The 25,722-nt window shown below is 59.5% G+C and carries 20 protein-coding genes; 9 read left to right on the forward strand and 11 right to left on the reverse strand.

Annotated features, from left to right (window positions below; genetic code table 11):
* Window positions 1-329 precede the first annotated feature (329 nt).
* Window positions 330-3,464, reverse strand: coding sequence for an efflux RND transporter permease subunit (locus tag C3938_RS06115; RefSeq protein WP_105102309.1), 3,135 nt, complete (start codon window positions 3,462-3,464; stop codon window positions 330-332).
* A gap of 2 nt (window positions 3,465-3,466) precedes the next feature.
* Entirely contained in the window at window positions 3,467-4,681 is a 1,215-nt protein-coding gene (locus tag C3938_RS06120; RefSeq protein WP_233998684.1) for an efflux RND transporter periplasmic adaptor subunit, read from the reverse strand.
* A gap of 394 nt (window positions 4,682-5,075) precedes the next feature.
* Between C3938_RS06120 and C3938_RS06125 the strand changes: the two genes are divergently transcribed.
* Both C3938_RS06125 and C3938_RS06130 read left to right on the forward strand, forming a co-directional pair.
* Window positions 5,076-7,421 carry a Tex family protein gene (locus tag C3938_RS06125; RefSeq protein WP_105102310.1) on the forward strand — a complete coding sequence of 782 codons (2,346 nt, stop codon included), beginning with the start codon at window positions 5,076-5,078 and terminating at the stop codon, window positions 7,419-7,421.
* Window positions 7,422-7,512: 91 nt separating this feature from the next.
* Window positions 7,513-8,673: a histidine decarboxylase gene (locus C3938_RS06130; protein ID WP_105102311.1), complete on the forward strand. Its 1,161-nt coding sequence runs from the start codon at window positions 7,513-7,515 to the stop codon at window positions 8,671-8,673.
* A 352-nt stretch (window positions 8,674-9,025) separates the two neighbouring features.
* On the opposite strand, the gene C3938_RS06135 is transcribed toward C3938_RS06130, so the two are convergent.
* Entirely contained in the window at window positions 9,026-9,718 is a 693-nt protein-coding gene (locus C3938_RS06135) for an RluA family pseudouridine synthase (protein WP_105102312.1), read from the reverse strand.
* A 168-nt stretch (window positions 9,719-9,886) separates the two neighbouring features.
* Here C3938_RS06135 and C3938_RS06140 point away from each other — a divergent pair, with 168 nt between their 5' ends.
* The 5 genes from C3938_RS06140 (at window position 9,887) to C3938_RS06160 (ending at window position 12,552) form a co-directional block, all read left to right on the forward strand.
* Complete coding sequence (locus tag C3938_RS06140; protein ID WP_105102313.1) at window positions 9,887-10,093, forward strand: ParD-like family protein; 207 nt, start codon at window positions 9,887-9,889, stop codon at window positions 10,091-10,093.
* Window positions 10,086-10,865, forward strand: a complete 780-nt coding sequence (map, locus tag C3938_RS06145; protein WP_105102314.1) for a type I methionyl aminopeptidase — start codon at window positions 10,086-10,088, stop codon at window positions 10,863-10,865. The genes C3938_RS06140 and map overlap by 8 nt, the downstream gene beginning before the upstream one ends.
* A gap of 94 nt (window positions 10,866-10,959) precedes the next feature.
* On the forward strand, window positions 10,960-11,385 hold the full coding sequence (locus tag C3938_RS18385; RefSeq protein WP_105102315.1) for a GFA family protein: 426 nt from the start codon (window positions 10,960-10,962) through the stop codon (window positions 11,383-11,385).
* Window positions 11,386-11,438: 53 nt separating this feature from the next.
* Window positions 11,439-11,837 carry a hypothetical protein gene (locus C3938_RS06155; RefSeq protein ID WP_105102316.1) on the forward strand — a complete coding sequence of 133 codons (399 nt, stop codon included), beginning with the start codon at window positions 11,439-11,441 and terminating at the stop codon, window positions 11,835-11,837.
* A gap of 79 nt (window positions 11,838-11,916) precedes the next feature.
* Window positions 11,917-12,552: a LysE family translocator gene (locus C3938_RS06160; protein ID WP_105102317.1), complete on the forward strand. Its 636-nt coding sequence runs from the start codon at window positions 11,917-11,919 to the stop codon at window positions 12,550-12,552.
* 54 nt (window positions 12,553-12,606) lie between these two features.
* On the opposite strand, the gene C3938_RS06165 is transcribed toward C3938_RS06160, so the two are convergent.
* From C3938_RS06165 to C3938_RS06190, 6 genes are all read right to left on the reverse strand, one after another.
* A complete protein-coding gene (locus C3938_RS06165; RefSeq protein WP_233998686.1) occupies window positions 12,607-13,422 on the reverse strand; it encodes a DODA-type extradiol aromatic ring-opening family dioxygenase in 816 nt (271 codons plus the stop codon).
* Between the two features lie 129 nt (window positions 13,423-13,551).
* Window positions 13,552-13,983: an acyl-CoA thioesterase gene (locus C3938_RS06170; protein WP_105102318.1), complete on the reverse strand. Its 432-nt coding sequence runs from the start codon at window positions 13,981-13,983 to the stop codon at window positions 13,552-13,554.
* Between the two features lie 60 nt (window positions 13,984-14,043).
* The gene (locus C3938_RS06175) at window positions 14,044-15,207 is read right to left on the reverse strand and encodes an iron-containing alcohol dehydrogenase (RefSeq protein ID WP_105102319.1); all 1,164 of its coding nucleotides are present in this window, start codon (window positions 15,205-15,207) and stop codon (window positions 14,044-14,046) included.
* A gap of 102 nt (window positions 15,208-15,309) precedes the next feature.
* The gene (locus tag C3938_RS06180; RefSeq protein ID WP_105102320.1) at window positions 15,310-16,050 is read right to left on the reverse strand and encodes a TetR/AcrR family transcriptional regulator; all 741 of its coding nucleotides are present in this window, start codon (window positions 16,048-16,050) and stop codon (window positions 15,310-15,312) included.
* Window positions 16,051-16,234: 184 nt separating this feature from the next.
* The gene (locus C3938_RS06185) at window positions 16,235-18,079 is read right to left on the reverse strand and encodes a hypothetical protein (protein ID WP_105102321.1); all 1,845 of its coding nucleotides are present in this window, start codon (window positions 18,077-18,079) and stop codon (window positions 16,235-16,237) included.
* Window positions 18,076-20,112, reverse strand: coding sequence for a DUF3857 domain-containing transglutaminase family protein (locus C3938_RS06190; protein WP_105102322.1), 2,037 nt, complete (start codon window positions 20,110-20,112; stop codon window positions 18,076-18,078). The genes C3938_RS06185 and C3938_RS06190 overlap by 4 nt, the downstream gene beginning before the upstream one ends.
* A gap of 129 nt (window positions 20,113-20,241) precedes the next feature.
* Between C3938_RS06190 and C3938_RS06195 the strand changes: the two genes are divergently transcribed.
* Window positions 20,242-20,679 carry a GNAT family N-acetyltransferase gene (locus C3938_RS06195; RefSeq protein ID WP_105102323.1) on the forward strand — a complete coding sequence of 146 codons (438 nt, stop codon included), beginning with the start codon at window positions 20,242-20,244 and terminating at the stop codon, window positions 20,677-20,679.
* 88 nt (window positions 20,680-20,767) lie between these two features.
* Here C3938_RS06195 and ampC read toward each other — a convergent pair whose 3' ends face one another.
* Window positions 20,768-21,988, reverse strand: a complete 1,221-nt coding sequence (gene ampC / locus C3938_RS06200; protein ID WP_105102324.1) for a class C beta-lactamase — start codon at window positions 21,986-21,988, stop codon at window positions 20,768-20,770.
* Between the two features lie 194 nt (window positions 21,989-22,182).
* On the opposite strand from ampC, the gene C3938_RS06205 reads away from it, so the two are divergent.
* Window positions 22,183-22,773 carry an NUDIX hydrolase gene (locus tag C3938_RS06205; RefSeq protein ID WP_158681588.1) on the forward strand — a complete coding sequence of 197 codons (591 nt, stop codon included), beginning with the start codon at window positions 22,183-22,185 and terminating at the stop codon, window positions 22,771-22,773.
* Window positions 22,774-22,895: 122 nt separating this feature from the next.
* Here C3938_RS06205 and C3938_RS06210 read toward each other — a convergent pair whose 3' ends face one another.
* Window positions 22,896-25,400 (reverse strand): TonB-dependent receptor, encoded by a 2,505-nt coding sequence (locus tag C3938_RS06210; RefSeq protein WP_105102325.1) that lies wholly within the window; start codon window positions 25,398-25,400, stop codon window positions 22,896-22,898.
* Window positions 25,401-25,722 lie beyond the last annotated feature (322 nt).

Raw genomic sequence — 25,722 nt, forward strand, 5'->3', positions numbered from 1 at the left:
GAGTTTGGCAGTGCTCTGCTCGGAGTGCGGTGGCGGCGGAGCACCGGGGATGCGTTTTTGAAACCGCCGTGAACCCATCCCTGGGGGCTGCGTCGCAAACGTCCTGTTTGCGACGCTTTCAAAAACGCATCCCCGGCACTCCACCTTCAATTCGCAGTATGTTACTTCGTAAGCCTTTCGATCCTTTCAAGGACTCACGGACTTCAATGCGAAGCGCACTTATCGGGACCGGGTGATTCGGTGCGAAACGATTGCCGACAGGTTGTTGAGTACCGGATTACCCGGTCCCGATAAGGGCGCGCCACCAAACCGGTGGCGCGCCAATAACATCAGCCCTTCTCGAAACTCACCGGCAGTTCATCGGCAATCTTGTCGCCTTTGACCCTGATGCGGATGGTCTCGATGATCTTGTACAGGTTCGGCACCAGCAGCAGGGTGACGAAGGTGGCGCAGAGTACGCCGAACGCGAGGCTCACCACCATCGGAATCAGGAACTGCGCCTGAATCGAGCGCTCGAACATGATCGGCACCAGCCCGATAAAGGTGGTGAGGGAGGTGAGGATGATCGGGCGGAAGCGGTCGCGACCGGCCTGCACCACCGCGTCCATCACCGCCATGCCCTCGGCACGCAGCTGGTTGATGCGATCCATCAGTACCAGGTTGTCGTTCACCACCACGCCCGCCGCGGCGAGGAAGCCGAGCATGGACATGATGCTGATGTCATAGCCCATCAGCAGGTGGCCGAGGATCGCGCCGAAGAAGCCAAACGGTACCGCGGTCAGGATCAACAGCGGCTGCGAGTAGGAGCGGAAGGCAATGGCCAGCAACCCGTAAATGGCGAAGATCGACAGGAAGAAGAACGCAATGATGGAGGTGCTGAACTCTTCCTCTTCCTGCATTTCACCTGCGGTCTTCAGGCTGAAGCCGGGGTAGCGGCTTTCCCAGGTTGCCAGGTTCTTGTCGCGCAGCTCCTTCAGGATCTCGTTTGCCGGCGAAGTGCCCGGGATCAGTTCCGCGGTGATCTGCACGGTGCGCTCGCGGTCGTTGCGGCGGATGGTGGTGTAGCCGGGAACGTAGACGGCGTCCGCCACCGCGCTGAAGGGAATCTCACCCTGGTTGGTGCGGATTCGGATGCGGTCGATCTGGTCTTCACTGGCGCGCTCTTCCTGCGGATAACGCACCATCACGCGCACGTCCTCACGGCCGCGGGGAATACGCTGTACTTCTTCGCCGTAGAAACCCTGGCGCACCTGTTTGGCCACGTCTGCAAGGCCGATACCCATGTTGGTGGCGTGGGGCTTCAGCTGGATCTCGATGTCCTGGCGCGCAGCGATCAGGTTATCGCGCACGTCGTAAACACCGGAGAAGTTGTTGAGGGCCTGCTTCACCTCATCCGCGGCGCGGCGCAGCTCGTCCATGTTGCCGGACGAGGTACTGAGGTTCAGGGACATGCCCTTGCCGCCATCGTTGATGGTGTGCTGGATGTTCATCTCTTCAATGCTGGCAGGGAGCTCGCCGATGTACTCACGCCACTTCAGCGCCAGTTGCTCGGAGGTCACATCGCGGTGCTCGCCGTCGGTCAGCTGCAGCAGCACGGTAACATTGCCCCGCCACAGGAACACCATGGTGTTCTCGACGAATTCCTTGCCGCCGTTCAGCGCCAGCATCTCCGGGTCTTTCGCCAGGATTTCGCCGGCCTGCTCGAACTTCTCCATCACCCGCTTGGTCTCTTCGAAAGACTCGCCCTGGGCCATGGTGGTACGCAGTTCCAGCAGGTCGGAGGGCACTTCCGGCGAGAACGCCTTGCCGATATAGCCGCCGCCAAACAGCGCGAACGACAGGATCAGTGCCATGAAGAAGATCATCACCGTGGCGCGGCTGTTGCTCAGGGTTTTCTCCAGCAGCGGCAGGTAGTATTTCTCGCCGGCGGCTTTCATGCCCGCGGCAAACTTGCCGCGCACGTCCTGCAATTTCTTGCCGATACCGGAGGTCGCCGGCTTCTCCGGCTTCAGGCCCACCAGGTGCGCCGGCAGGATCAGCAGGGATTCGATCAGCGAGAAGCTGAGGCTGAGCAGAACCACCACCGGCAGCGACATCATCATCTGCGAGGTGTAACCCGGCAGGAACAGCATGGGCACGAAGAACACCATGGTGGAAACCACGGCGAAAATCACCGGCGCGGAGATGTTCTTCACTCCCGCTTCCGCCGCCTTCAGCCCAACCTCACCGCGGTCGTGGGCGGCGTGCACCGCCTCACCGACGATGATCGCATCGTCCACCACGATCCCGAGAATCATCAGGAACGCGAACAGCGACAGCATGTTCAGGGTGATGCCCGTGATCGGCAGCAGCCAGAAGGCGCCCATGAACGCGGTGAAGATTCCGATGGTGACCCACACCGCCAGCGCCGGGCGCAGGAACAGCATCAGCAACACGAACACCAGCGCGAGGCCGGTGACCGCGTTCCAGAACAGCATGCTCATGCGGCTCTCGTAGGCCTCGGAGAAATCGAACCAGGTCTCGAACTCCATGCCCGGCGGCAATGTCTCGCGCGCCTCTTTCATGAATTCGCGGATCGCCTCGGCGGTGGCCACCACATCCAGCGGCTCGCCCTGCATCACCCGCAGGTTCATCGCCGGCTTGCCGTTGAAGCGGATGACGGAACCCTCTTCCTCGAAGCCATCGTTGATGGTGGCCACATCGCGCAGCAGCAGCTGGGTGCCGTCGGCCCGGCTCAGTACCGGAATGCGCTCGAAGTCTTCGGCTTTGTAGGCCTGGCCGCGAGTCTGCACCTGGATGTCACCGCGATCGGAGCGCACCATGCCCGCGGGCAGGTCCAGCGACGAGCGGCGCACCGCACCGGCCACATCGTCAAACGACAGGTTGTAGCGGCGCAAGTCGATTTCGGAAACCTCGATGGAGACTTCATCGGCGCGGTCACCCCACACGTCTACGCGGCGCACACCGGGCAGCAGCATAAGCTTGTCGCGCAGGTCCATCGCGGTTTCTTTCAGTTGGCGCGGGGAGACGGGACCGCCGATGGCGATCATCATCATCTGCTGCTCCCACTCTTCCAACGCGATCACCGGGCGTTCGATATCACCGGGGAAGGTGTTGATGGAGTCCACCTGCACCTTGATGTCGTTCAGCAGGCGCAGCTCGTCGTAGCCATCTACCGCCTGGATACGCACGGTACTGTGGCTGCGGGCGGACCAGGAGTTGATCTCCTTGATCCCCTTCACTTCGGAAATGGCCTGCTCCACCCGCTGGGTGACCTGTTGCTCCACTTCCGCGGGGCCGGCGCCGGGGTAGCTGATATCGACCTTGACCACGCCGGGGTTAATGGCCGGGAATACCTCGCGGCCGATATGCATGATGCCGAAGATCCCGCCGATGATGATCATGAACATCAGCAGATTGGCGGCTTTACTGTTGCGGACGAACCATCCGATGATGCCCTGCATGATCAGTAGGCTCCCTGCGCGGAAACGGTGGTGCTGCCAGTGCCTTCTTCGGCGGTCTCTTCGGTTTCCTCACCCTGCGGCGCCTTGTCTCCCAGCATCAGGCCGGAAGTGGGCTTTTCGTTCAGCGGGTTGGGGCTGAGCACCATGCCTTCACGGGAGTAGCCGAGGCTCGAGATCACGACTTTGTCACCGCTGGCGATATCGCCGCGCAGCCACACCTGATCACCCACCGCCTGCAGCAGCTCCACATCGCGGAAGCCCAGCTGGTTTTCCTCGTTCAGCACCAGAATATGGTTGCCCTCGTGCAGCGCCTGACGCGGCAGCAGGGTGATGTCGTCGTAGGTTTTGCCGGCGATCTGGGCTTCCACGAACAGGCCGTTGATCAGCGGTGCCTCGCCCTGATAGGGGTTGGCCACCTGTGCCACGGCGTAGACAAAACGGCTGTTGGGGTCAATGGCGGCCTCGGTGCGCACGATCTGCCCGCGCCACTCGCGCTGCTGGCCGGCCAGGTTGGCGGTCAGGCGCACCACCGGGCCATTGTCGATGGCGCGGCCCAGGGGCAGCTCCAGCAGTGACAACTGGTGATCGGTCAGCGGCAGGCGCACTTCCGCCACGCCGGTGCTGTGGATACGCGCGAGTTTGGTGCCGGGGGTCACGTACTGGCCGATATCCACCAGGGTTTCCACCACACGGCCGGCAAACGGCGTTTTCACTGCGGTGCGCTCCAGATTCAGCTTGGCCTGGTCGCGGTCCGCCTTGGCCGCGGCCAGTGCGGCCTCCGCAGCGGCCAGCTGCGGCTTGCGCAGGAACAGGTCATTGGCGGTAGGCGTACCGAGATCGCGCCACTCGCGCTTCGCCTGCTTCGCCATACCCTGCTCCTGGGCCAGGGACGCGGCGGCGGTGGCCACCTGAGATTCGGCGCGAGTCAGCTGGTGACGGTAGTCCGCCGCTTCGATCTGGATCAGGGAATCACCCTGCCGGAAAAAGCCACCGGGCACGAAGGCATCGCTCACGCTCTCGATCACGCCGCCCACCCGGGCCACCACTTCAATTTCGTGACGCGCGTGCACCGAGCCCTGGCTCGGCACCAGCAAGGTGTGGCGTCCGGGCTCCGCATAGAGGACATCCGCCACCGGCGGCACCGCCGCTTCGGCAACTTTTTCCTCCGGCTTAGGGGCCATAAGGATCACCGCCGCTACCGCAGCGATGCCGAGCACAACAACGATCCCTAAAACTTTGTTTTTGCTTGTACTTTTCGTTGGGTTCACAGACGTGTCCATTGATCAAAATTTAACTAGCCGGGCATTTTACAGGTGTTGCGCAACAATGGAACTGTCCTCCGGTGCAGACCGTCGCAGCACAGTGCGCTTGACCGCAAAGCCATGCTGTGCGCAATTTTCGCGGCGCAATTTCCACGCCCTGTCAATGTTGGTCAGCGCTCGCGCTTGGCCCATAATGGCCGCCGCTTTCACGCCAGCAGACATTGACGGTCATTGGCTGTTGGACAGTTTCCGTTCTGCCCGGATCGGTTCCGCCGAGACCTGCCGCGACAATTTTTTGCGGCGCTGGCCACCGACCGGATCAGCACCACCGAGGATGTGAATAACAAAGATGTTGGATATCAACGCCCGTATTGCCGAAGAACTCAACGTGCGCCCGCAGCAAGTGGCCGCCGCCGTGGGACTGCTGGACGAGGGCGCCACCGTGCCCTTCATCTCCCGCTACCGTAAGGAAGTGACCGGCGAGCTGGACGACTCCCAGCTGCGCACCCTGGAAGAGCGCCTGCGCTACCTGCGCGAAATGGAAGAGCGCCGCGCCGCGATCCTGAAAAGCATCGACGAGCAGGGCAAACTGACCCCGGAACTGGCCGCGCAGATCAACGCCGCCGACACCAAGAACCGCCTCGAAGACCTCTACCTTCCCTATAAGCCCAAGCGTCGCACCAAGGGCCAGATCGCCATCGAAGCCGGCCTCGAACCGCTGGCAGACGCACTCTACGCCAACCCGAGCCTGAACCCGGAAGAGGAAGCGCAGAAATACCTCACCAGCGACAACGAAGACCCAGCGCTGCACGTGAAGGACATCAAGAGTGCGCTGGACGGAGCCAAATTCATCCTGATGGAGCGCTTCGCCGAAGATGCCGAGCTGCTCGGCAAGCTGCGCGACTTCCTGAGCCGCGACGGCGTGGTGAAGTCCAAGCTGCTGGACGGCAAGGAAGAGGAAGGGGCCAAATTCCGCGACTATTTCGAATACGCCGAACCCTGGTCCAAGGTACCGAGCCACCGCGCGCTGGCGATCTTCCGCGGCCGCAATGAAGGTATCCTGGCCATCAACCTGGGCCTCGATGGCGATGAGGAGCGCACCCCGAGCCAGGGTCACCCCTGTGAAACCATGATCGCCCGCCATGTAAATATCGAAGACCAGGGCCGCGCCGCGGACAAATGGCTGGGCGAAGTGGTGCGCTGGACCTGGCGTATCAAACTGCTGACCAGCCTGGAAACTGATCTTCTGGGCCAGCTGCGTGAGAAAGCGGAAGAGGAAGCCATCAAGGTGTTCTCCCGCAACCTCAAAGACCTGCTGCTGGCGGCGCCCGCCGGCCAGAAGGCCACCATCGGCCTCGACCCGGGCCTACGTACCGGGGTGAAAGTTGCGGTGGTGGACGCCACCGGCAAGGTGCTGGACCACACCGCCATTTACCCGACACCGCCGCAGAATCGCATTCAGGAATCCGCCGCGATCATCGCCGCCTTCTGCAACAAGTACGACGTTGGACTGATCGCCATCGGCAACGGCACCGCCAGCCGCGAGACCGACAAGTTCGTCGGCGACACCATCAAACAGTACAAACTCAACGTGCAGAAGGTTGTGGTCAACGAAGCCGGCGCCTCCGTGTATTCCGCCTCTGAATTTGCGGCTAAGGAGTTCCCGGATCTGGACGTGACGATCCGCGGTGCCATTTCCATCGCGCGCCGTCTGCAGGACCCACTGGCGGAGCTGGTGAAGATCGATCCGAAATCCATCGGCGTGGGCCAGTACCAGCACGACGTATCCCAGTCCCAGCTGGCGCGCTCCCTGGACGCGGTGGTGGAAGACTGTGTAAACGGCGTGGGCGCGGAGCTGAACTCCGCCTCCGCGCCGCTGCTGGCACGGGTGTCCGGCCTCACCGCCTCCATCGCCGCCAACATCGTGACCTATCGCGACCAGAACGGTGCGTTCAGGAGCCGCGACCAGTTGAAGGAAGTACCGCGCCTCGGGCCCAAGGCCTTCGAACAGGCCGCCGGCTTCCTGCGCATCAACAATGGCGAAAACCCGCTGGACAAATCCGGTGTGCACCCCGAGTCCTACATCGTGGTGAAACGCATCGCCGAGAAAAACGGCCGCGAGATCAACAGCCTGATCGGCGACTCCGCCTTCCTGCGCAAGCTGAATCCGGCGGATTACACCGACGAAAAATTCGGTCTGCCCACGGTAAAGGACATCATCGCCGAACTGGAAAAACCCGGCCGCGACCCGCGCCCGGAATTCCGCACCGCCAAGTTCGAAGACGGCGTGGAAGAGATCAAGGACCTGCGCCCGGGCATGGTGCTGGAAGGTACCGTCACCAACGTCACCAACTTCGGTGCGTTTGTGGATATCGGCGTGCACCAGGACGGCCTGGTACACATCTCCGCCTTGAGCGAAAGATTCGTCAAGGACCCCCACGAGGTGGTGAAGGCCGGCGATATCGTCAAGGTCAAGGTCATGGAAGTGGACGTGGCGCGCAAACGCATCGGCCTGTCCATGCGCATGTCTGACGAGCCTAGCGAACAGGGCAGCGGTGGTGTGCAGAAAGGCGACCACCGCGAGTCACGACAAGCACAGCGTCACAACAACAAAAATCGCCAGCAGCCCGCGGGCAACGGCGGCCGCGGCAGCATGGGCGACCTGCTGGCGGCGGCGATGAAAGGCAAGAAGTAACCGGCCGAGCAAGCGAAAGGGCGGTCTTCGGGCCGCCCTTTTTCATTCAGGGCCGTAAAACATTCCTATAAAAATAACGGTTTATTTACTAATGGCACTCTCCAAGCCCCTCTCCAAGTCCCTCTCCAGTTCCCTCTCCAATTCCGATCGCGCCCGCCTGCAGGCATTTCTGGAAAACACCCGCAAAAACACCCAGTCGTATCTCGGCTACCCCGTATCCAAGGATTTCGAATTCGAAGACCTGGTGGAATTCCTGAAATACCCGCTCAACAACCTCGGTGACCCCTTCGGTGAATCCACCTGGCGGGTCGACAGCCGCGGCTTCGAGCGCGATGTCATCACCTTTTTTGCCGAGCTGCTGCGCGCGCCGGAAAACGACTGGTGGGGCTACGTCACCAACGGCGGCACCGAAGGCAACCTGTACGGCCTGTACCTCGCCCGCGAATTGCTACCCAAGGGCATCGTCTACTACTCGCAGGACACCCACTACAGCGTGGCGAAAAACCTGCATTTTCTCGGCATGCGGCACATCATGATCCGCTCGCAGAAAAATGGCGAACTGGACTACAACGACCTGCGCGAAACCCTGCGCGCGCGCCGGGATATTCCGCCGATCATCTTCGCCAATATCGGCACCACCATGACCGAGGCCCGCGATGATCTGAAGAAGATCAACAACATCCTCGACGAGCTGGCCTTCAGCCAGCGCTATATCCACAGCGATGCCGCGCTGTGCGGCGGCATGGCGCCGTTCATGGAGCCGCGCCCGGCGTTCGATTTTGCCGATGGCGCCGACAGCATTTCCATCAGCGGGCACAAGTTTTTCGGCTCGCCCATCCCCTGTGGCATCGTGCTCGCGCGCAAATGCAATGTGGATCGCATCGCCCGCTCCATTTCCTACATCGGCAACCTGGATACCACCATCACCGGTTCCCGCAACGGTTTCACGCCGCTGGTGCTCTGGCACACCATCCGCTCCCAGGGTATGGAGGGACTGGCCGCGCGCGTCCGTCATTCACTGGATACCGCCAGCTACGCGGAAACCTGCATGCGCAGTGCCGGCATCAGCGCCTGGCGCAACCCCAACGCCATTACCGTGGTGTTTCCGCAGGTGGCAGAGTCGGTGAAGCAGAAATGGCAACTTGCCACCGCCAACGGCCAAAGCCATGTGATCTGTATGCCAAACGTAACCCGTGCGCAGATCGACGAACTGGTGGAAGACATACTGGCAACACCGGCAAACCCCAGTTAATTGCCACAGCCACTGGTATCGCAATAGCGTTAATCCCGGAATCGCAACTGCAGCGATGCAACCCCGCGTCACGCAAGCACGAACGATACTGGAGGTGGAACCATAAAAAGGCGTTATACCGCTTCGGCTACAGTGACCGATGGAGGCGACAGAAAAGCAGTTTCTGCAGCGGGTGTGTGAACCTCGCACTCACCACCCCGAGTGACTTGGGTGGCGCAGGCGCACAAGGTGTGCCCCTGCTCCAGCGCCACCCGCGGCGATATCGACGTCCGCCCGCATGTGACTACCTGAGAGAACACCCACCAGAAGTAAAAAAGGGCAATCACTGATCGCCCTTTTTTACTTCACTCGTTCAGCCTGAGGCCCCGAAATCCGGCGGACTGGCAAACAAAAACTCTGCGCCCGGATTGCACAGAAAGTGCATTTCTTTTCCCAATAGCGGATGCTCAAAACCCAGCTCCTGCGCATGTAGCAATAAACGCGGCGCGGCCGCGAGTGCATTTTCATGGGCGTAGAAAGGATCCCCCAGAATCGGGTGGCCGAGAGCCTGCATGTGCACACGCAGCTGATGGGAGCGGCCGGTGATGGGGGTCAGTTGCAGCAGGCTGGTGGCGCCATCACTGTCGAGTTTCTGCCAGCGGGTCAGCGACGGCTTGCCCGAGTCAAAACACACCTTCTGCTTCGGCCGGTTCGGCCAGTCGCAGATCAGCGGTAAATCCACCTCGCCACAATCGGCCTCCGGTTCGCCCCACACCCGCGCGAGGTAGCTCTTATCCACCTGACGATTCTGGAACTGCGCACTCAGCTGGCGATGCACTTCGGGCCCGCGGGCCATGACCACCAGTCCAGAGGTATCCATATCCAGGCGGTGTACGATCAGCGCATCCGGGTATTCCCCCTGCGCGCGACTGGCCAGGCAGTCTTTATGGGCCGCGTCACGACCGGGCACGGTAAGCAGACCGCTGGGCTTGTCCAACACAAGCAGAGAGGCATCGCTGTAGACGACATCCAGATAGGGTTCGGCAGGGGGATTGTAGGGGCGCAAAACTGAGCTCAGGGAACATCGGGGTTATGGTGGAGCCAGAAAGCTTACGCAATTTCTCGCTGGACTGCGCGCACAACAAAGCCGCCGTCACCAGATGTTACCCCGCAGAATATACGATTTATATATGATTCGTATACAATGAGGGCAGTCACAGCAGCGGAGACCACCATGGGAATCGTCAAAATATCCGATACACTGCACGATGAAATCCGCCAGGCCAGTACCGTCATGTCGCGCTCCATCAACGCTCAGGCCGAGTTCTGGGTGCGCATCGGTATGCTTGCGGAACTCAATCCAGACCTGACCTACAACCAGCTTTGCAAAATGCTGCTGCGCAACCCGACGCCCAGCCTGGAGGCGCTCACCCGTGACTAGGGTGCAACTTAAAACGCCGCAGGAGCAGGCGCTGATGCGTCAATCCGGTCAGCTCCTGAGCCAGGTTTTCCAGATGCTGGACAGCTTCGTCACTGCAGGCGTCTCTACCATGGAGATCGACCGCCAGGTGGACACCTTCATCACCAACACCCTGAAAGCCCGCCCCGCCAGCAAAGGCCAGTACGGCTATCCCTATTCCCTGAACACCTCCATCAACGAAGTCGTGTGCCACGGTATGCCGAGCGCTTCACGCAGGCTGAAGAGCGGCGATATCGTCAACCTGGATATCACTCTCGAGAACGACGGCTTCATCGCCGACTCCAGCAAAATGTACCTGATCGGCGACGTTGCCCCGGCTGCCCGTCATCTGGTGCGGGTCAGTTACGAGGCCATGTGGAAAGGCATTGAAACCGTGCGCCCGGGGGCAACGGTCGGCGACATCGGCCACGCCATCCAGCGGTATGCCGAGAAACACGGTTACAGTGTGGTACGGGAATACTGCGGCCACGGCATCGGCCGCGAAATGCACGAAGCCCCGCAAATCCTCCACTACGGACGCCCGGGTACCGGTGATGTGCTGGAAGCGGGCATGACCTTCACCATCGAACCCATGATTAACCAGGGCACCCATAAAACCAAAACCAAGAAAGACGGTTGGACGGTAATTACCCGGGACAGGAAACTGTCTGCTCAGTGGGAACATACCGTATTGGTGACAGTGGATGGCTGTGAAGTACTTACGCTGAGATCGGAAGAAAGCAATCGAACATAAACCGACGTCGCGGATATAGTAAGCAGACCGCCCAGACAGAATACCTGATACCGGTACCAGGAGCGGCTGAAAAATCTAAAACAGGGAATATTTAATGAGCAAAGAGTTGCAAGGAGCTTCCGGGCAGTGCCTGTGTGGAGCCGTTAGATTTGAAATAAACGGCACAATATCGTCATTTCATATTTGTTACTGCTCCAGGTGTAGACATTCTACCGGATCGGCCCACGCGTCGAACCTTTTCACGAACCCGGAAAACATATCCTGGATTTCCGGCCAAGACTTAATACAGCGTTTCGAGCTGGAATCCGCCAAAAGCTGGGCAAAACAATTCTGTAAAATATGCGGCTCCGGAGTTCCCTACATCAATCGAGCGGGTACTCGCCTGGTAGTCCCCGCGGGCAGTCTCAACGAAAACCTGCAAATGGCACCGGATGACCGGATATTTTGTGAAGATCGTTGCACCTGGGTTGACAACATTCCGGAAAGCCCCGAGTTTTCCACTCTCCCAGACAAGTTTTAACCATCCAGGCAGCTTTCTCTCTCACCTGGTAGATTCATAGGGAAGTTGAATTCATGAAAAAAATAGTTTCCGCTCTTCTGATACTTTTTTGGTGCCAAACTGCTTCGGCAAACACACTTGATGGTGTATGGGAGTTGATTTCTGGCGAATATGTTAATGAGAAAGGCGAACTCGTGGATTACGAGTCCATAGAACTGCACTCAATTAAAATAATTGCCAATTCCCACTTCAGCTTTACTTCCATGAAGGGCGACAGATTCTGGGCATCCGGGGCGGGCACCTACGAGATGGCCAACGGGAAGTACACCGAGAAGTTACAACACAATTCTTTCGGCGAGAAACCCGGGACCACGTTCACATTCGATACAAAAGTAGAAGAAAACTACTGGTATAACACACGCTGGAAAGGCGAAAAGCGCGTTGAGTATGAGGTCTGGCGAAAGATCGATTAACCCGCCTCTCCTCACACAAGAGTCTGGCCCGACATTACGGGCCGCGACAAAGAAAATTTACACGTTAGAGACTCGGGTCATGGAAATAGTGAATATCGCGACATTCATTTTAGTGGCAACACTCCTCGTGATTTCACCCGGCCCCAACAGCGCCCTGATCGCGAAGACAGTGCCTACTGCAGGACACAGAGCGGGGTTTGCGAACATCTGGGGATTCGTTGCCGCCTTTTATGTCCACGGCACCCTATCTGTGTTCGGAATTTCGGTTTTACTTGTGCAATCCGCACACGCATTCTTTGTTTTTAAAATGCTCGGCGCGGTATACCTGTGCTGGATAGGTGTAAAAGCCATCATATCCGCCTGGAAAGGTGCGTCGAGTGCAGGAACCCCATCTCCGGCCGCACCGAAAAACACCACCTCTATTGGTGCGGCTTTTTTCGAAGGTTTCATGACCAACGCACTGAACCCAAAAGTTTCCATGTTTTATCTGGCTGCTTTTCCACAATTCGTGCCATATGGTGAAAACGCAGCACTTGCTTACATACTGGTTTCTGCCCACGCCACGGTTAACCTGCTCTGGTTTTCCGCCATGGTCATCCTTTTGACCCGCTTGAGAAGGCTGTCAGTCAGTGCCCGCTTTTCCAGATGGCTGAAATCATTCACCGGCGTTGTGTTTCTGGGCTTCGGGGCCAAACTGGCATTTTTGAAGTCATAAACTACCGGAACAGGGCCAATCAGTAGCGCTCAAGCTGGCCAGTTACCTGATTTATTACTGTCTCCACAGATACATACTTGCGCGCTTTCCCAGAATATTTAACGAGAATATTTCGCTACAAGGTGCCTTCGCCATGCCGTAGCAGACGTGCAGTGGCAACAGGTGTTCTTCCCGGGGATGACAGAAGCGGGCACCCGGAGCCTCCGCCCAATGGACAAACCGCTGCGTCCGTTCGGCTTCCGTCAATGCCTCACTGCTACAGGTTTCCTGCAGCCACTCCTCAAACGCGGCGTTCAGCTGGAGAGACTCCGCTGTTTCCGGGGCAAAGAATGCCCGCATATTGTGGAATGAGAAGCCGGAGCCGATCACCAGCAGATCCTCGCAGGCCAGACCGGCGAGTGCGCCGCCGATGGCCAGATGTTCCCGCGCACTCAGGTTGTGCTTGAGGGAAAGCTGGACACAGGGAATATCCGCCTGTGGAAATAGAATTTTCATGGGCACGAACAGGCCGTGGTCAAACCCACGAGAGGCATCCATCGCATTCTCGATACCGGCGCTCGCCAGTGCGTTGCCTACCTGCTGCGCCAGTGACGGATCGCCAGGCGCCGGATACTGAATATGGTAGGACTCTTCGGGGAATCCATAGTAGTCGTGTATCAATTGTGGCTGGTGCGCGGAAGTGACAGTGGCCACCCGCTCTTCCCAGTGCGCGCTGACGACCAGAACCGCGGAGGGTTTGTGCAGGCGGGCAGCGATTTTTTGCAGACACGCCACCATTTCCCGATGCCCGGGATCGCCAAGTAACGGCAGCGGGCCGCCGCCGTGAGAAACAAACAGAATTTCCGCGCGCGGAACAACTTCCTGCATCATTTTTTCCAATCCCTGTCAGTCACAGCCAATTTGAGCCATCGGCAAAACATGTGTAATGCCAGCAGCTATTTATAACGGGAAATACCCGCAGATGGAGGATAGCTGAAGATACAGGCACAGCGGCGTCGCCTACGCAATCTTCTCCAATACCGCACGGATTCCGGCTGGAATCGGGGTCGAGCGATTATCCTCACGCGCGATAAACACATGGGTGAAACTGCCACTGGCGGCGGCCTGCGCTTTACCCTCCGCAAAAATTCCCACCCGGTACACTACCGAGCTGTTGCCAAGCTTTTCCACCCGAACACCCACTTCCAGTTGCTGCGGGTAGGCCAGGGGGGCGCGATAGTCGCAACTGGAGTTGACCACGAACGCCACCACGGGGGCACGGTGGATATCCAGACCACCCTCTTCGATCAGGTAGCGGTTCACGGCGCTGTCGAAGTAGCTGTAGTAGGTCACGTTGTTCACATGGCCATAGATATCGTTGTCGTGCCAGCGGGTGTTGATCGGGTAAAACACGCCGTAGTGCGTGCGGGCAAAATGGTCTTCGTGCTGCATGCCTGTTCTTGTCTCTCGTTTTTTTTAATTGCGAGCGCAAAAAAATTTCCGCAAACGTACTCAGAATGCAGCGCGGTAAACTGCCATGGCATCGGCCTCGGTGATGGCGCGGGGATTATTGGCCAGCAGGCGCTGCTGTTGCATAGCGTCCGCTGCCAGTCGCGGCAGGCTCTCTTGTGTCACGCCACAATCCCGCAGCCGGCTCGGCAGGCCCAGTGCGGCGATGAGATTTTCCAGCCAGCAGATCAATTGCTCGGTGACCTGCTCCGGTGTACCCGACGGATTTTCTTCTGCCATGATGAGCGGTGCCAGTTCCGCGTACCACGCAGCCGCAACAGGCGCATTGAATCGCAGCACCTGTGGCAACACCAGGGCGTTGCTGAGACCGTGGGGAATATGGAAATGGCCGCCGAGTGGATAGGCCAGCGCATGTACTGCGGCCACCGGCGCGTTGGCGAACGCCTGGCCGGCGTAGAGCGCACCGAGCAACATGTTGCCACGGGCCGTGAGATCCGCACCCTGGTGCGTGGCGGTACGAATATTGCCGGCCAACAGGCGCAGTGCCTCGCGCGCCAGCATGTCGGATAGCGGATTCTTTTTATACGCGCTGGTGTAAGCCTCGATGGCATGCACCATGGCGTCAATACCGGTGGCGGCGGTAACGCTCGGCGGCAGGCCCAGGGTGAGTTCCGGGTCCAGCAGCGCGATATCCGGCTGCAGCCGGGGTGAGACGATACCGGCCTTGGTGGTCTCGCCGGTGGTAACGATAGCGATGGGTGTTACCTCGGAACCGGTACCAGCGGTGGTGGGCACCTGCAGCAGGGGTAGCCTCGGTCCGCAGACACGATTAACCCCGTAGAGTTCACCGAGTGACTGGCGGCAGTCCGGGTGCGCCAGCACAGCGACAACCTTCGCCACGTCCATAGCGCTGCCACCGCCAAAGCCGACGATCATTTCCGCTCCGAGCGCACACGCCGCGTGCGCCGCCGCCTCTACCGTGGCGCTGCCCGGGTCCCCCTCCACCCGGTCGAAAACACCGAGGCGCAGATCCGGGCGATCAAAACCGGGCAATACACCGTTCAGCAGTCCGGCCTTGAGAATTCCGGCATCGGTAATCAGCAGAACTCTGCCGACGCCGGCAGCGAGACAGTGCTCGGCCAGCAGGGTGGCGGCACCGGTTTCAAAGACAATGGTTTTGGTGGTGGTAAATGAGAAACTTTGCATGCGGCCCCCCGTGTGCTGACGGGGAACCATTGAACAGCCAGGAGAGGTGAATTTGCCATTACCTCGGGTTTCGGGTTTCGGGCTTATACGGCGAATCCACCTTCAGCCGCGATTGCCCAGGGAAATACCCGGTGCATCCTGCCATTGAAAGCCGCGCAGCAATCTTCCGATGCACGCGGACATCATTGCACGGTCGGGGGGGAAATGACTTTTCACCGACATCAGCTCCAGCTCGCGCATGGTGAAGAGCAGTAGCTGGCCGTCGACACGCGGTGCCGAACTGCCGAGCCGGCGGCAGCTGATCTCGGCAATATCCCACAGGGATTCGTCCAGTGCGCGCACCTTCCCTCTCAGGGGCTCCGGCAAATTCTGCGCGAAGGCAAACTGGCACTCAGCGGAAATCATTTTCGCTTTTTCTGTCGCCTCTTCGAAAATGATTTCGACAATCAGCGCAGTAAGGGCTTCGGTAAACGCCTCGACATCTTCTACGGGTGTATGGCTGCCGGGATCGGAATCCGCCGTAAACTGCCGGTAAGTGGCATCGGCTCGCTGCACAATTTCTTCCCGCCAGGGCCTGACGCGCGCGCAGTGAAGATCAAATGCGGACTCGATCAGCTTTTCCAGGGTTCCGAAATAGTAGGTGGTCATCGCCAGCTGCACACCGGCGGCTTTGGCAATATTGCGATGGGACAGGGAAGAGAGCCCGTCCTCCGCAATCAGATTCAGGGTGGCGTTAAGAATTTTACCCTTGGCGATTTCGCGCTTCTCGGCCTTCTTGTTACTTGCGGCCTTGCGCTCACTGCGGTCAGAAGTCTTCTGTTCAGTTCCACTACTGGAAACCATGCATCGAGCCTCGGGCGATATTGGGGAAACCTTGTACTGAGGTACACGAAGGCGCAACCCTATACAAAGGTTATTTATTGGTCAAACGTGCAATAAAACGCCCATGACGCGGCATGGACCACACTCGTCACCGGCACAGTTACAGACGATAGTCCAAAAAACCAATACCGCTCCCCACCCGGGTTTACTGTCGTAAATTCCCCTTTTCCAGCGTCAATATTGCCTGCCGGTGCCCCTGCTGAGCGGCCTGACTAAATGCGGTACGCGCCAGCTCCGGGTTGCGCTCGACCCCTTCACCATTCAGAAACAACTTGCCCATCTGATAGAGGCACTCGCCATCGGCGGCGGTGGCGCACATCATGTACCAGAGCACGGCCAGCTCGGGATCAGCATTGGGCAGGCGCTGTTGCTGGTGCAGCTTCGCCATTCCCAGTTGCCCGGCGGGATCCGACATGGCCTGCCAGTAGGCCTGCTCCGCCCCGCGGTAATCGCGCTCGGCCCATTTCAGGTCACCCTCGAGGGCGTGGGCGGCATCGGAGTGAACTGCCAGTGCGGTATCGAAATACTTCTGTGCGAGCGCCGTGCGCGGTGCAGATTGTTGTGAAGGCGCGGTCAATACGCGGCGCGCGTAGGCGACCTGAGCACCGGTATCACCCGCCTCGGCAATGGCCTGCAGACGCGGCAGCAGGGCTTCCAGATCGGCGCTCTGCCAAGACTGTTTCAGGTCCGCCTGCAGTACCACCAGTTTTGCCGGGAGAAAACCTTCTTCCGCAGCCCGGCGCACAAACTGGATTCCCTGATACAGAGAGGCCTTTTCCCAGCGTTCGGAAATAAAATACGTAGACAGCAGCATCCATGCCCGTCCCGGCTCCAGGCGCTGGTCCGCCGCCGCCATAAACTGCTCGAACAGCTCTTCGCTCGCCTCCACACCCAGCCCCTGGCGATAGGCGAAGGCGAGCCCAACCATGGCGTTGGCACTGCCTTTTTGCGCGGCGGACATTAAAAAATCCACCCCGTCCGCCTGCGACAGCGAGGGTACTTTGCCGGTGAGCGCCAGTACGCCGAGCCGGAACTCCCCTGTCTCGCTACCCGAACCACTGGCATTCAGGAACTGCTGCGCGGCAGATTCCAGCTCGCCACCGTCTTCCAGCAACCGTCCGAGACCGACCTGCGCCGAGGGGGTCCCCCCCTCCGCCAACGGACGTACGATCTGTTCGACGTAGTTGCCGCCGACACCGGCAAATGGGTAGGTGGCACCGAGCAGGACATTGATCGCGCGCTCGTTCTCGAAAAAAACTTCCCGCTGAATTCCACTCTCCGGATCTTCCACATTCACCACATAGACCAACCCGACGCCACCCAATACCGGTTGCAGTGCAGCGTCGCGGACCTGGAGACCCGCGAGATGGAGGATTTCCTCCGCATGATCCAGCAATGCGATTTCATAGGCGGTATCGATACTCTTGCCATCTCCGCTGCCGAGCACGCCACGCAGAATGTATTGCACGGCATTCTCGTGCTCGCGCGCGAGTGCGGCATCGCCGAGAAATTCGTAGCACTCCTGCGCCGCCAGGTGCGGTTCCAGCTCGAAGAAATTGCGTGCGCTCCACCGCTCCCAGTCCATGGCGGAACAGTCGTTGTCCGGGTCATTCGCCAGCTCTGCCATTTCCGCGCGAAAAGTTTCCCGGTCATCTATCGCGGTAATCAGCTTCGAACTCTGTAAATAGGCCGGCCAGAAATCCGCGAACGGCACGGAATCAGGATCGCGACGGATGCTCTGTGCCAGAACGGCGAGGCGGGCGTCGGCTTCGGCGTAACTCTCCAGAGATAACAGCTCTGCTGCCGCCTCCTCTTCCCTGGAAATTTCTGTGTTCCGCACGCTGACGGTTTGTGCGCTGTGTTGTACGCCCGGCGCGGTGCAGCCGCTCAACAGGGCCGCCATCCCCGCCCACAGCCAGCGCTTTGTGTATTTACCCATATCGAACCCCACCGGTTTCCTGTTATCCGCGTATTTGTCTGTATCACTCATTTGCGTTCGAGCAGGTCCCGCGCCAGATTGCGTGCGCGGTCGCGCCGCTCGCTTGGCGTTACGGAGACCGGCGCCAACCACACGGAATAGGTCAGACTGGGGTCGAGCCGGTCAATGGCTTGCAGATATTCAGCAAACTGTTCCGGCGCAACCGATTTATCCAGTGACTGGTAGCGGTAATTCACCGTTACCTGTTGGGGAGCCTTTTCCACCTCGCGGGAAAACTCAAACCAGGGATTGGCGATCGTTTCTGCGTTTTGCCCATTCAGCCAACGCAGGTCACCGCTGTTTTTCGCAATCACGGTAAAGCGTTCGTCCACCTCCAGCTTACCGGGCAGGCGGAATGGATAGGTGCGCTGGCGGGCTTTCGGCAGGGAGATGTTCGCCACCACACTGGCAGCGGCGAGCTTCAGCAGATTCTGCGCACCACCGCTCTCCCCCACATTGCGCAGGCGGTATTTTTCCCGCACGCGCAGCTCGTTGCGGCCATCCACCTCACTGATTTCCACCGGGTCCAGTTTTTCAATCGCGGGAAAATAGCGCGCGTAAAATTGCAGGAAATCGTTGGTGATGGTGTCTACATCGCGGTAACCGGCGTAAGCACGCATGTCTTCCGCACTCCAGCCAACATAATGGCTTACAACTTCGAGCACTGCGGACTGGCGGTTGTCATCCAGGATCAGCGTCTCCTCTACGGAAATACGTGCACTCAATTGTTCCGGGGTCACCGCTTCGATCCTGGTGAGTTGTTCCCCCTCCCCGTTCACCACCAGCGCCCAGTTGAAATCCGGCAGCGACATGGCCTCCAGTTCACCGTTCTGGCTGGTGGCGGTGGGGTCGACCCAATAGCGCTTGCCGTCGAGCAGGAAGGTGGTGATCACGTGGTCAAACTGGCCGGGAGAGGGCAGACGCACATCCAGGTCCAGGTTCTCCACCGAAGACACCAGCGCCGGGTGCGCCTCGATACCGAGGTATCGCAAGGCGGCGATCAGCAGCACGGTCTTGTCCTTGCAGTCGCCGAAACGGCGCTCATAGGTTTCCAGTGGCGACGACGGCAGATGGGAATTGACCCCGTGCTCGATACCGAAATAGCGGATGTGCTCCTGAATCCACTGGGTCGCCATCGCCGCCTTGTACGCTGGAGTGCCGCGCAGTTCCTGTAACCAGCGGGCGAATTCCGCCGGGACCGGATCCGCGGTGGCACCGTAGAGGGTATTCGCCCAGCCGTTCACCTGCCGCCAATCGGCATACTGGGTGTATTCAAGGTAGGGATAGGGAGAGAGCCACTCGGGCACACCGTCTTCCTGACGCAGCGCTGCGCTGTTGCGGATATCCACCCAGTAGCGGGTAAGCGAACCCTCGTGGCGCTGACGCACCCTGGTCGCGCCGTCGCTTGTGCGCACATACAGCGGTTGCGCCTTCGGACTGAGCAGTCCGATGTACATCTGCTCAATCGCCACGCCCCACGCCAGCAGCTCGCGGCCGAAATACTTGTCGCCCAGCACCGGGTTGCTGCCGCGCACGGTGTAGCTGTACTCGACGATATCGCCGATGCGCAGGTCCTTCAGGAGCAGCATCGCGGTCCAGCGCTCCGCATAGAGGTCCCGGTCCAGCTCCTCTTCCCGCTGGAACAGTTTGATATCGGCCGTCGCCAGCCGGTCGCTGCGCACACCGTCGCGCACCACGCTCACATCGTGAATGACCAGTTCTTCATAGGCGGGAGAAAAACCGAGGCTGATACTGGAAATCTGCTGCAGACCCTGCTGGCGCAGTGGCTGCATCACGAAGCGGAAAAAGCGCTCCTTCCGGTCACCGGAGAGATTGATCTGGCTGTCCAGCAGCAGGTTGCGCAGGCCATCGTCGACCGGTCCCGCACCAGCCTTGCCCTTCGGCACCTCCACCGGCTGTACCCAGTCGGGGCGCGGCGCCGTGGTGTACTCCGCAGGTGCAGCCAACGCGGGGGACATGACCAGAAGAGCAACCATCGACCACAGGGTGCGCGCTACACTGCGCGCCAGGAGTATCTGCTTCATTATTTTTCACTGCATACAGCCCATATAATGGCCAGAGTACCACAGCTCCAGGAGAGACGGGCGCGGCCATTTTATGGGTGCGATACTCGGCAGATCGGGTCAGGAAATTCTCAGGCGGCCACAACCAGCATGCAGATCGAATACAAAACCAACGTGACCATCAGCACGGATCAATTCATAGATTTGTTAAAACGATCGACGCTGGGGGAGCGCAGGCCCGTGGACGACAGGGCCTGCATGGAAGGGATGCTAAAAAATGCCAACCTCACGGTCTCCGCCTGGATCGGCGGCGAGCTGGCGGGGATCGCTCGCAGTGTCACCGACTTCACCTACGCCTGCTACCTTTCTGATCTCGCCGTCAGTGGTGAGCACCAGAAAACGGGTATCGGCAGGCAACTGTTGACCATCACCCAGGAAAATCTTGGGCCGCGATGCAAATTGATCCTGCTCGCCGCGCCGGCGGCAAACGCGTATTACGAGCATCTCGGTTTTTCCAGCCATCCGCGCTGCTGGATTCTGGAACGCGATGAAACAATCCAGACTCAGGACAACAGCCCGGCGCGCTGACCTTTGACATCACGCGGCGCAAACGGTCCAAGCAGGCAGAAACTTTGACACCGCGATCAAAAACACTACGCGGACAGGTATATCCGATTCACTTCTGTTTCACGGGTGCTACTGTTGCATCCGGGACTAATGAGGCAAGAATTTCATACAACACCGCCACGCGCTCTTCGTTGGGAAAATACTTGTTGGCGAGCAGTACAAAGCCGAAGCGCTTTTCCGGGATAAATGCCACGTAGGTGGAGAAGCCACCGGTAGAACCGGTCTTGTTGATCAGAACATTTTTCTGCGGCGGCAGTGCGGGCACAATCGCACGTACCGGGTGGTCGCCGATCATCTCGCGCGAGTTACCCGCAAGTAACGTCGCCTTGTCCACCGGCAACGGGTACTGTTCCCACATCATGTCCTGTACATAGAAATCCGTTTTGAAGTAGCCGTGGCGGGTTTGCCACAGCGCCCGCTCGAGATCCGCCCCCACCTTTACCAGCTGCATCTGCGCCGCCAGGTAGCGGGTCAGGTCCGCGGCGCTCGAACGCACGCCATAGGCCTCCTTCCCCAACAGCCCCACATCCACCCGCACCGGCTGCTGTGCACTGTTGTGGCCCTCGGCATAGCCCGCCATTTTTTCCTGTGGCACATCGATATAGGTATCGGCCAGTCCCAGCCCGCGGAAAATATTGTCTTGCATCGCCCTGGCGAAGGGCTGATTCAGACTGCGCGCTGCCACCAGCCCCAACAGGCCGCTGCCGGGGTTGGAGTAGGTGCGCTTACTGCCCGGCGTGTATTGCGGCTGCCAATCGCGGAAATAGTCCAGCAGTTGTTCGTCATTGCGCACTTCCGCGGGCACCTGCAGCGGAAAATGCCCGGCGGTGTGCGTCGCGAGATTGAGCACCGAGACCGAATCCATGGCGCTGCCGCGCAGCGGCGGCAGGTAGGCACTGACAGGCTTGTCAAAATCCAGCGCACCTTTCACTTCCGCATAAGCGGCGAGCGTGGCGGTAAAGGTTTTGCTCACCGAGCCGATCTCAAACAGAGTGCGCTCAGTCACCGATACGCCACCCTCCAGCGCGGTTTCACCGACATTGAAAAAATAGGGTTCACCATCAATCGTCAGGGCAAGCGCCATTCCCGGAATCTGATACTTTTCCACCAGTGGTTCGATGGCGGTGACCACAATGGATTCCAGGCGAGCGGGCTCGATGGTGGCCGTCGCCGGGTTCTTCACCGCCGTCTCGGCGGAGGCGATACCGGCCACCAACAGGCCGGTGAACACGGACCAGACAGAGACCGATCGGGAAGGATGTGACGGCATAGAGTGATTCCTTTGCGGGCTTCCACGGCCGGGGCCACTGAAACCGCGGGTTATTATTGCTGTCTGACCCCTGTACGGGCGATTAGTGCACTATAGCCCCAAACCGTGCCCGGGCTGCATCAGAACTCGAAAGCCCCGGCCCAGGTCGGATACACTCTACCTGTCATTGTTGTGAAAGAAGCCGTCCCGGGACCATGCGATCACTCCTGAAGAAAGCCATTCTCCTGCTGTTGGCACTGGGTCTGCTGATGGCGGGGGCGTTTGTGGTTTTTCCCGGGCTCAAGTACGAGCTCTATCGCAAGTTACCTCCAAAGATCCGCTGGAACATTTCCTATGCCCTGACCGACAAATTTGTAGTGGGGATGGTCTATTTCGTTGAGCGCAATAACCAGCTGCTGCTGGTGCGCCATACCTACCAGGACAAATGGGCACTGCCCGGGGGCTGGATGGAGCGCAACGAATCCTTCGAGGAGTCAGCGCGGCGGGAGTTGCGCGAGGAACTGAATATCCGGATCGACGAGTTCGAGGTGCTGGAGGTGAACAAGGTACCGCGCTCGGGGATTATCAATATCGCCATCCGCGGGCGCCTCAAAGACCAGCACATCGCCATCAATGACGGGGAAATCTACGGCTATCGCTTCTTTGATCTGCACCGGCTGCCAGAGGATGTGATCTACACCCACAAGCCCTACCTCAAGCGCTATCTGGAAACGCGGCGCCCGCCGCGGCAACAGCCAGCGGAACCCGAGCCGCAGCGCAGCGAGCCGGCGGTGCCCGAGCGCTGACCTCCACACGCTTTCGCAAAAACCTTTCACACTTAAAAAACGAAAAAGCCGCCCACAGAGCGGGCGGCTTTCTGGCACTTCCGGATTGCAGGCTGTGCCCGCAACCACATGGATCAACGTCCTCAGAAGTTGTAACGGACCTCGGCGCCGTAGGTGCGCGGTTCCGACACGGAGGTGTAGGGCGTACCGAACACGGCCATGGTTCGGCCACTGGGGATATTGGTGCGCTCGTTGTCCAGCAGGTTGCGCCCCCACAGTGCCAGCTCGTACTTGCCGCCGCTGTTCATCCACGCCAGACGCCCGTTGAGACGCCTGTCATCCTCACCCACCCCGTCGATATCGCTGAAGCTGGCCAGGAAACCGGGCTCAAGGGCATCGCTGTTCTCGACAAAGATGTAGTCGAGGTGCAGATTCAGATCGCCCACGGAGATCGTCGGCGCCCAGTCGAAGGTGACCGTGTAAGCGGTATCCACGGAGGATTTCTCCCGCTCGGATTGCAGCTCCCCGTCTGCATCGTAGTAGGGATCCCATTTGGAGTCCGCGTCGCGCACGGTGGTGACCAGACCGAAGCGCACGGACTCGGTCGCCATCCAGTCCACGGTCACTTCCACGCCGTTGAACTGCTGGTCGCCATTGATCACGGTCGGCAGCGCATTGGCGGATTCCGGGCGTTTGCTCTCCACACTGCGCTGGCGGTTGTCGACGGTCATATCGAAGTAGCTCAACTGCACGCGCAGGTTGTCCAGCAGGTCGCCCTTGATGCCCAGCTCGATATTGTCCACTTCTTCCGGCTCGATCGGGTTATCCGCAGTGAGCAGGTTGAGAGAGTCGAAGCCGCCGGACTTGTAGCCGGTGGAGTAGGACAGGTAGGCCATGGCATCTTCGGTGAAATGGTACTGGCCGACGAGACGACCGGTGGTGGCGCTCCACTTGTCGGAGGCGCGGCGCACGCCTTGGCCCACGTTGTAGGCGTCATTCTCGGAAAAAATCACCTCTTCAAGACCGTCGCGCAGGTCGCGAAAGCTGGTTCCGGGTGTCTCCCAGGTAAAAGACTTCTTGTCGGTGCTGTAGCGCAGGCCGGCGAGCACATTGAAGTTGTCGGTCAGTGCATAGTCGAAGTCGGCATAGACGCCGTAGTTGGTGAAGTCACCGGTATTTTCCACCGACTCGGTCCAGTACTTGCCGGCGAACGCCTGTGGGCCGAACAGCATACCGGTGCCGAGTTCACCGGCGATCATGTCGTAGACCATATCGGCCTGGGGCAGCGGGCCCGACATGCCAACGGCAGGCGCAACCAGCGTGGTAAAGGTGGCCCAGTCGCCTTCATCCCACAGGTGATCGACGGTATCCAGCATACCCAGTGCGTAGGCTGCCGCCGCGTCGCCGTAACCGCCATCTCCCGGCATACCGCCCACTTCCAGGGCGGCACCGTAGGCGATCATGTCGCGCAGGTCCTGGTTATTGACGATATCCGCAGTCACCAGTCGGGTGATGGATTCCGCCGAGGCGGTTACATCGGTGCGCTGGTAGATGTCTTCACGGGAGTAGTTCGCGCCCATTACCGCGCTCAGACGATCGCTGCTGAAATTGACCTGCAACTCGTGGTAACTGATATCGGAGTCAAAGGTGTTGTTGGTGTCCAGGTAGCGCGTGATGTCCGCGGTGCCGTCTTCCTCCTCGCGGTTGGACGTTTCCCACTGGCGGTAGTTGGACACCCACTTCATGCTCCAGGCATCGCTGAAGGTATGGGTCAGCTTGGCGTTGATGGACGACATCGTGCGGGTTTCACCCCCATTAACGACATCGTTTTCCACTTTGTGATCAAACGGATTGGTGCTGTAGGCGTATTCGCTCACACCGATGGCCTGGCGCGCGGCGTTGTCCACATCGTCCCAGTCGTAAGACAACTGGGCGGCGGTTTTGTCGGTGATCTGCCAGAGGGCGGCGAGGCGCCCGGTGACAATCTCTTCCGCGCCGCTGTCGTCGCCACCGGGGAACGCATTCTCGATGAAGCCGTCGCGCTGGTAACTCATCAGGTTGCCGCGCACGAAGAAGTTATCCGCCAGTGGCGCGTTGACCATACCCTCAAGCTGGGTCAGACCGTAATTGCCCACGCGAGTGGATACGAAAGCATCAAATTCCGGCTGTGGCGGATTCGGCACCAGATTCACGGTCCCCGCCGCCGCGTTGCGGCCAAACAGGGTGCCCTGCGGGCCTTTCAGGACTTCCACCCGCTGCATGTCGGCAAAAGACATGGAGGTGGCCGCGGCCGGCACATAGGCATCGTCGTAGAACACCGCAACGGAGGGGTCGCCGCCGGCGCTGATATTGGAACTGCTCACGCCGCGGATGCCGATGGAGGACTGGGTGACACCGGAGCCGACATCGAAACCGGGAATGAAGTCATCCATGTCGCTGAGCTTCAGCGCATTGGTGTTTTCCAGATCCGCGGAGGAGAAGGTGTCAACGGTTACCGGCACTTCCAGCGCGTTCTGCTCGCGCTTCTGTGCGGTAACAATGACCTCGTCCATCTCCACCGCACTGGCAAAAGCCGGCACTAGCGCGCCCGCGGCAAAGGCGACCGCAAGCGCAATGGGGCGCCGCCCGTTCAGTTGGAACTTCGTCATAAATATCCCCTAAAAGTTTTTTTTATTGCTCTGTCGGAATTCGCAGCTACCTGGAGCTTCGCTACACGTCGCCCCACAGCTCCTACCCGGGATCATTCTCAGAGTTCTGCGACTTGAAATTACACATGGATTGCGGCGCGACTAAGCGCCCACGAAATTTATTTCACAGGTTCACCGGAAATGTCGACATTGTTGCGGGCTTTTCCCATACAACCGCAACAGACTGCGACGCGCGTCACATTTCTGAAACGAGCGTACCAATTAGCGTGGATGACGTGTAGGGATGGCACGCCATGCGCGTGGAGAGTGGATAACGAATCGG

The organism is Microbulbifer pacificus (assembly GCF_002959965.1).
GTDB classification, from domain to species: domain Bacteria; phylum Pseudomonadota; class Gammaproteobacteria; order Pseudomonadales; family Cellvibrionaceae; genus Microbulbifer; species Microbulbifer pacificus_A.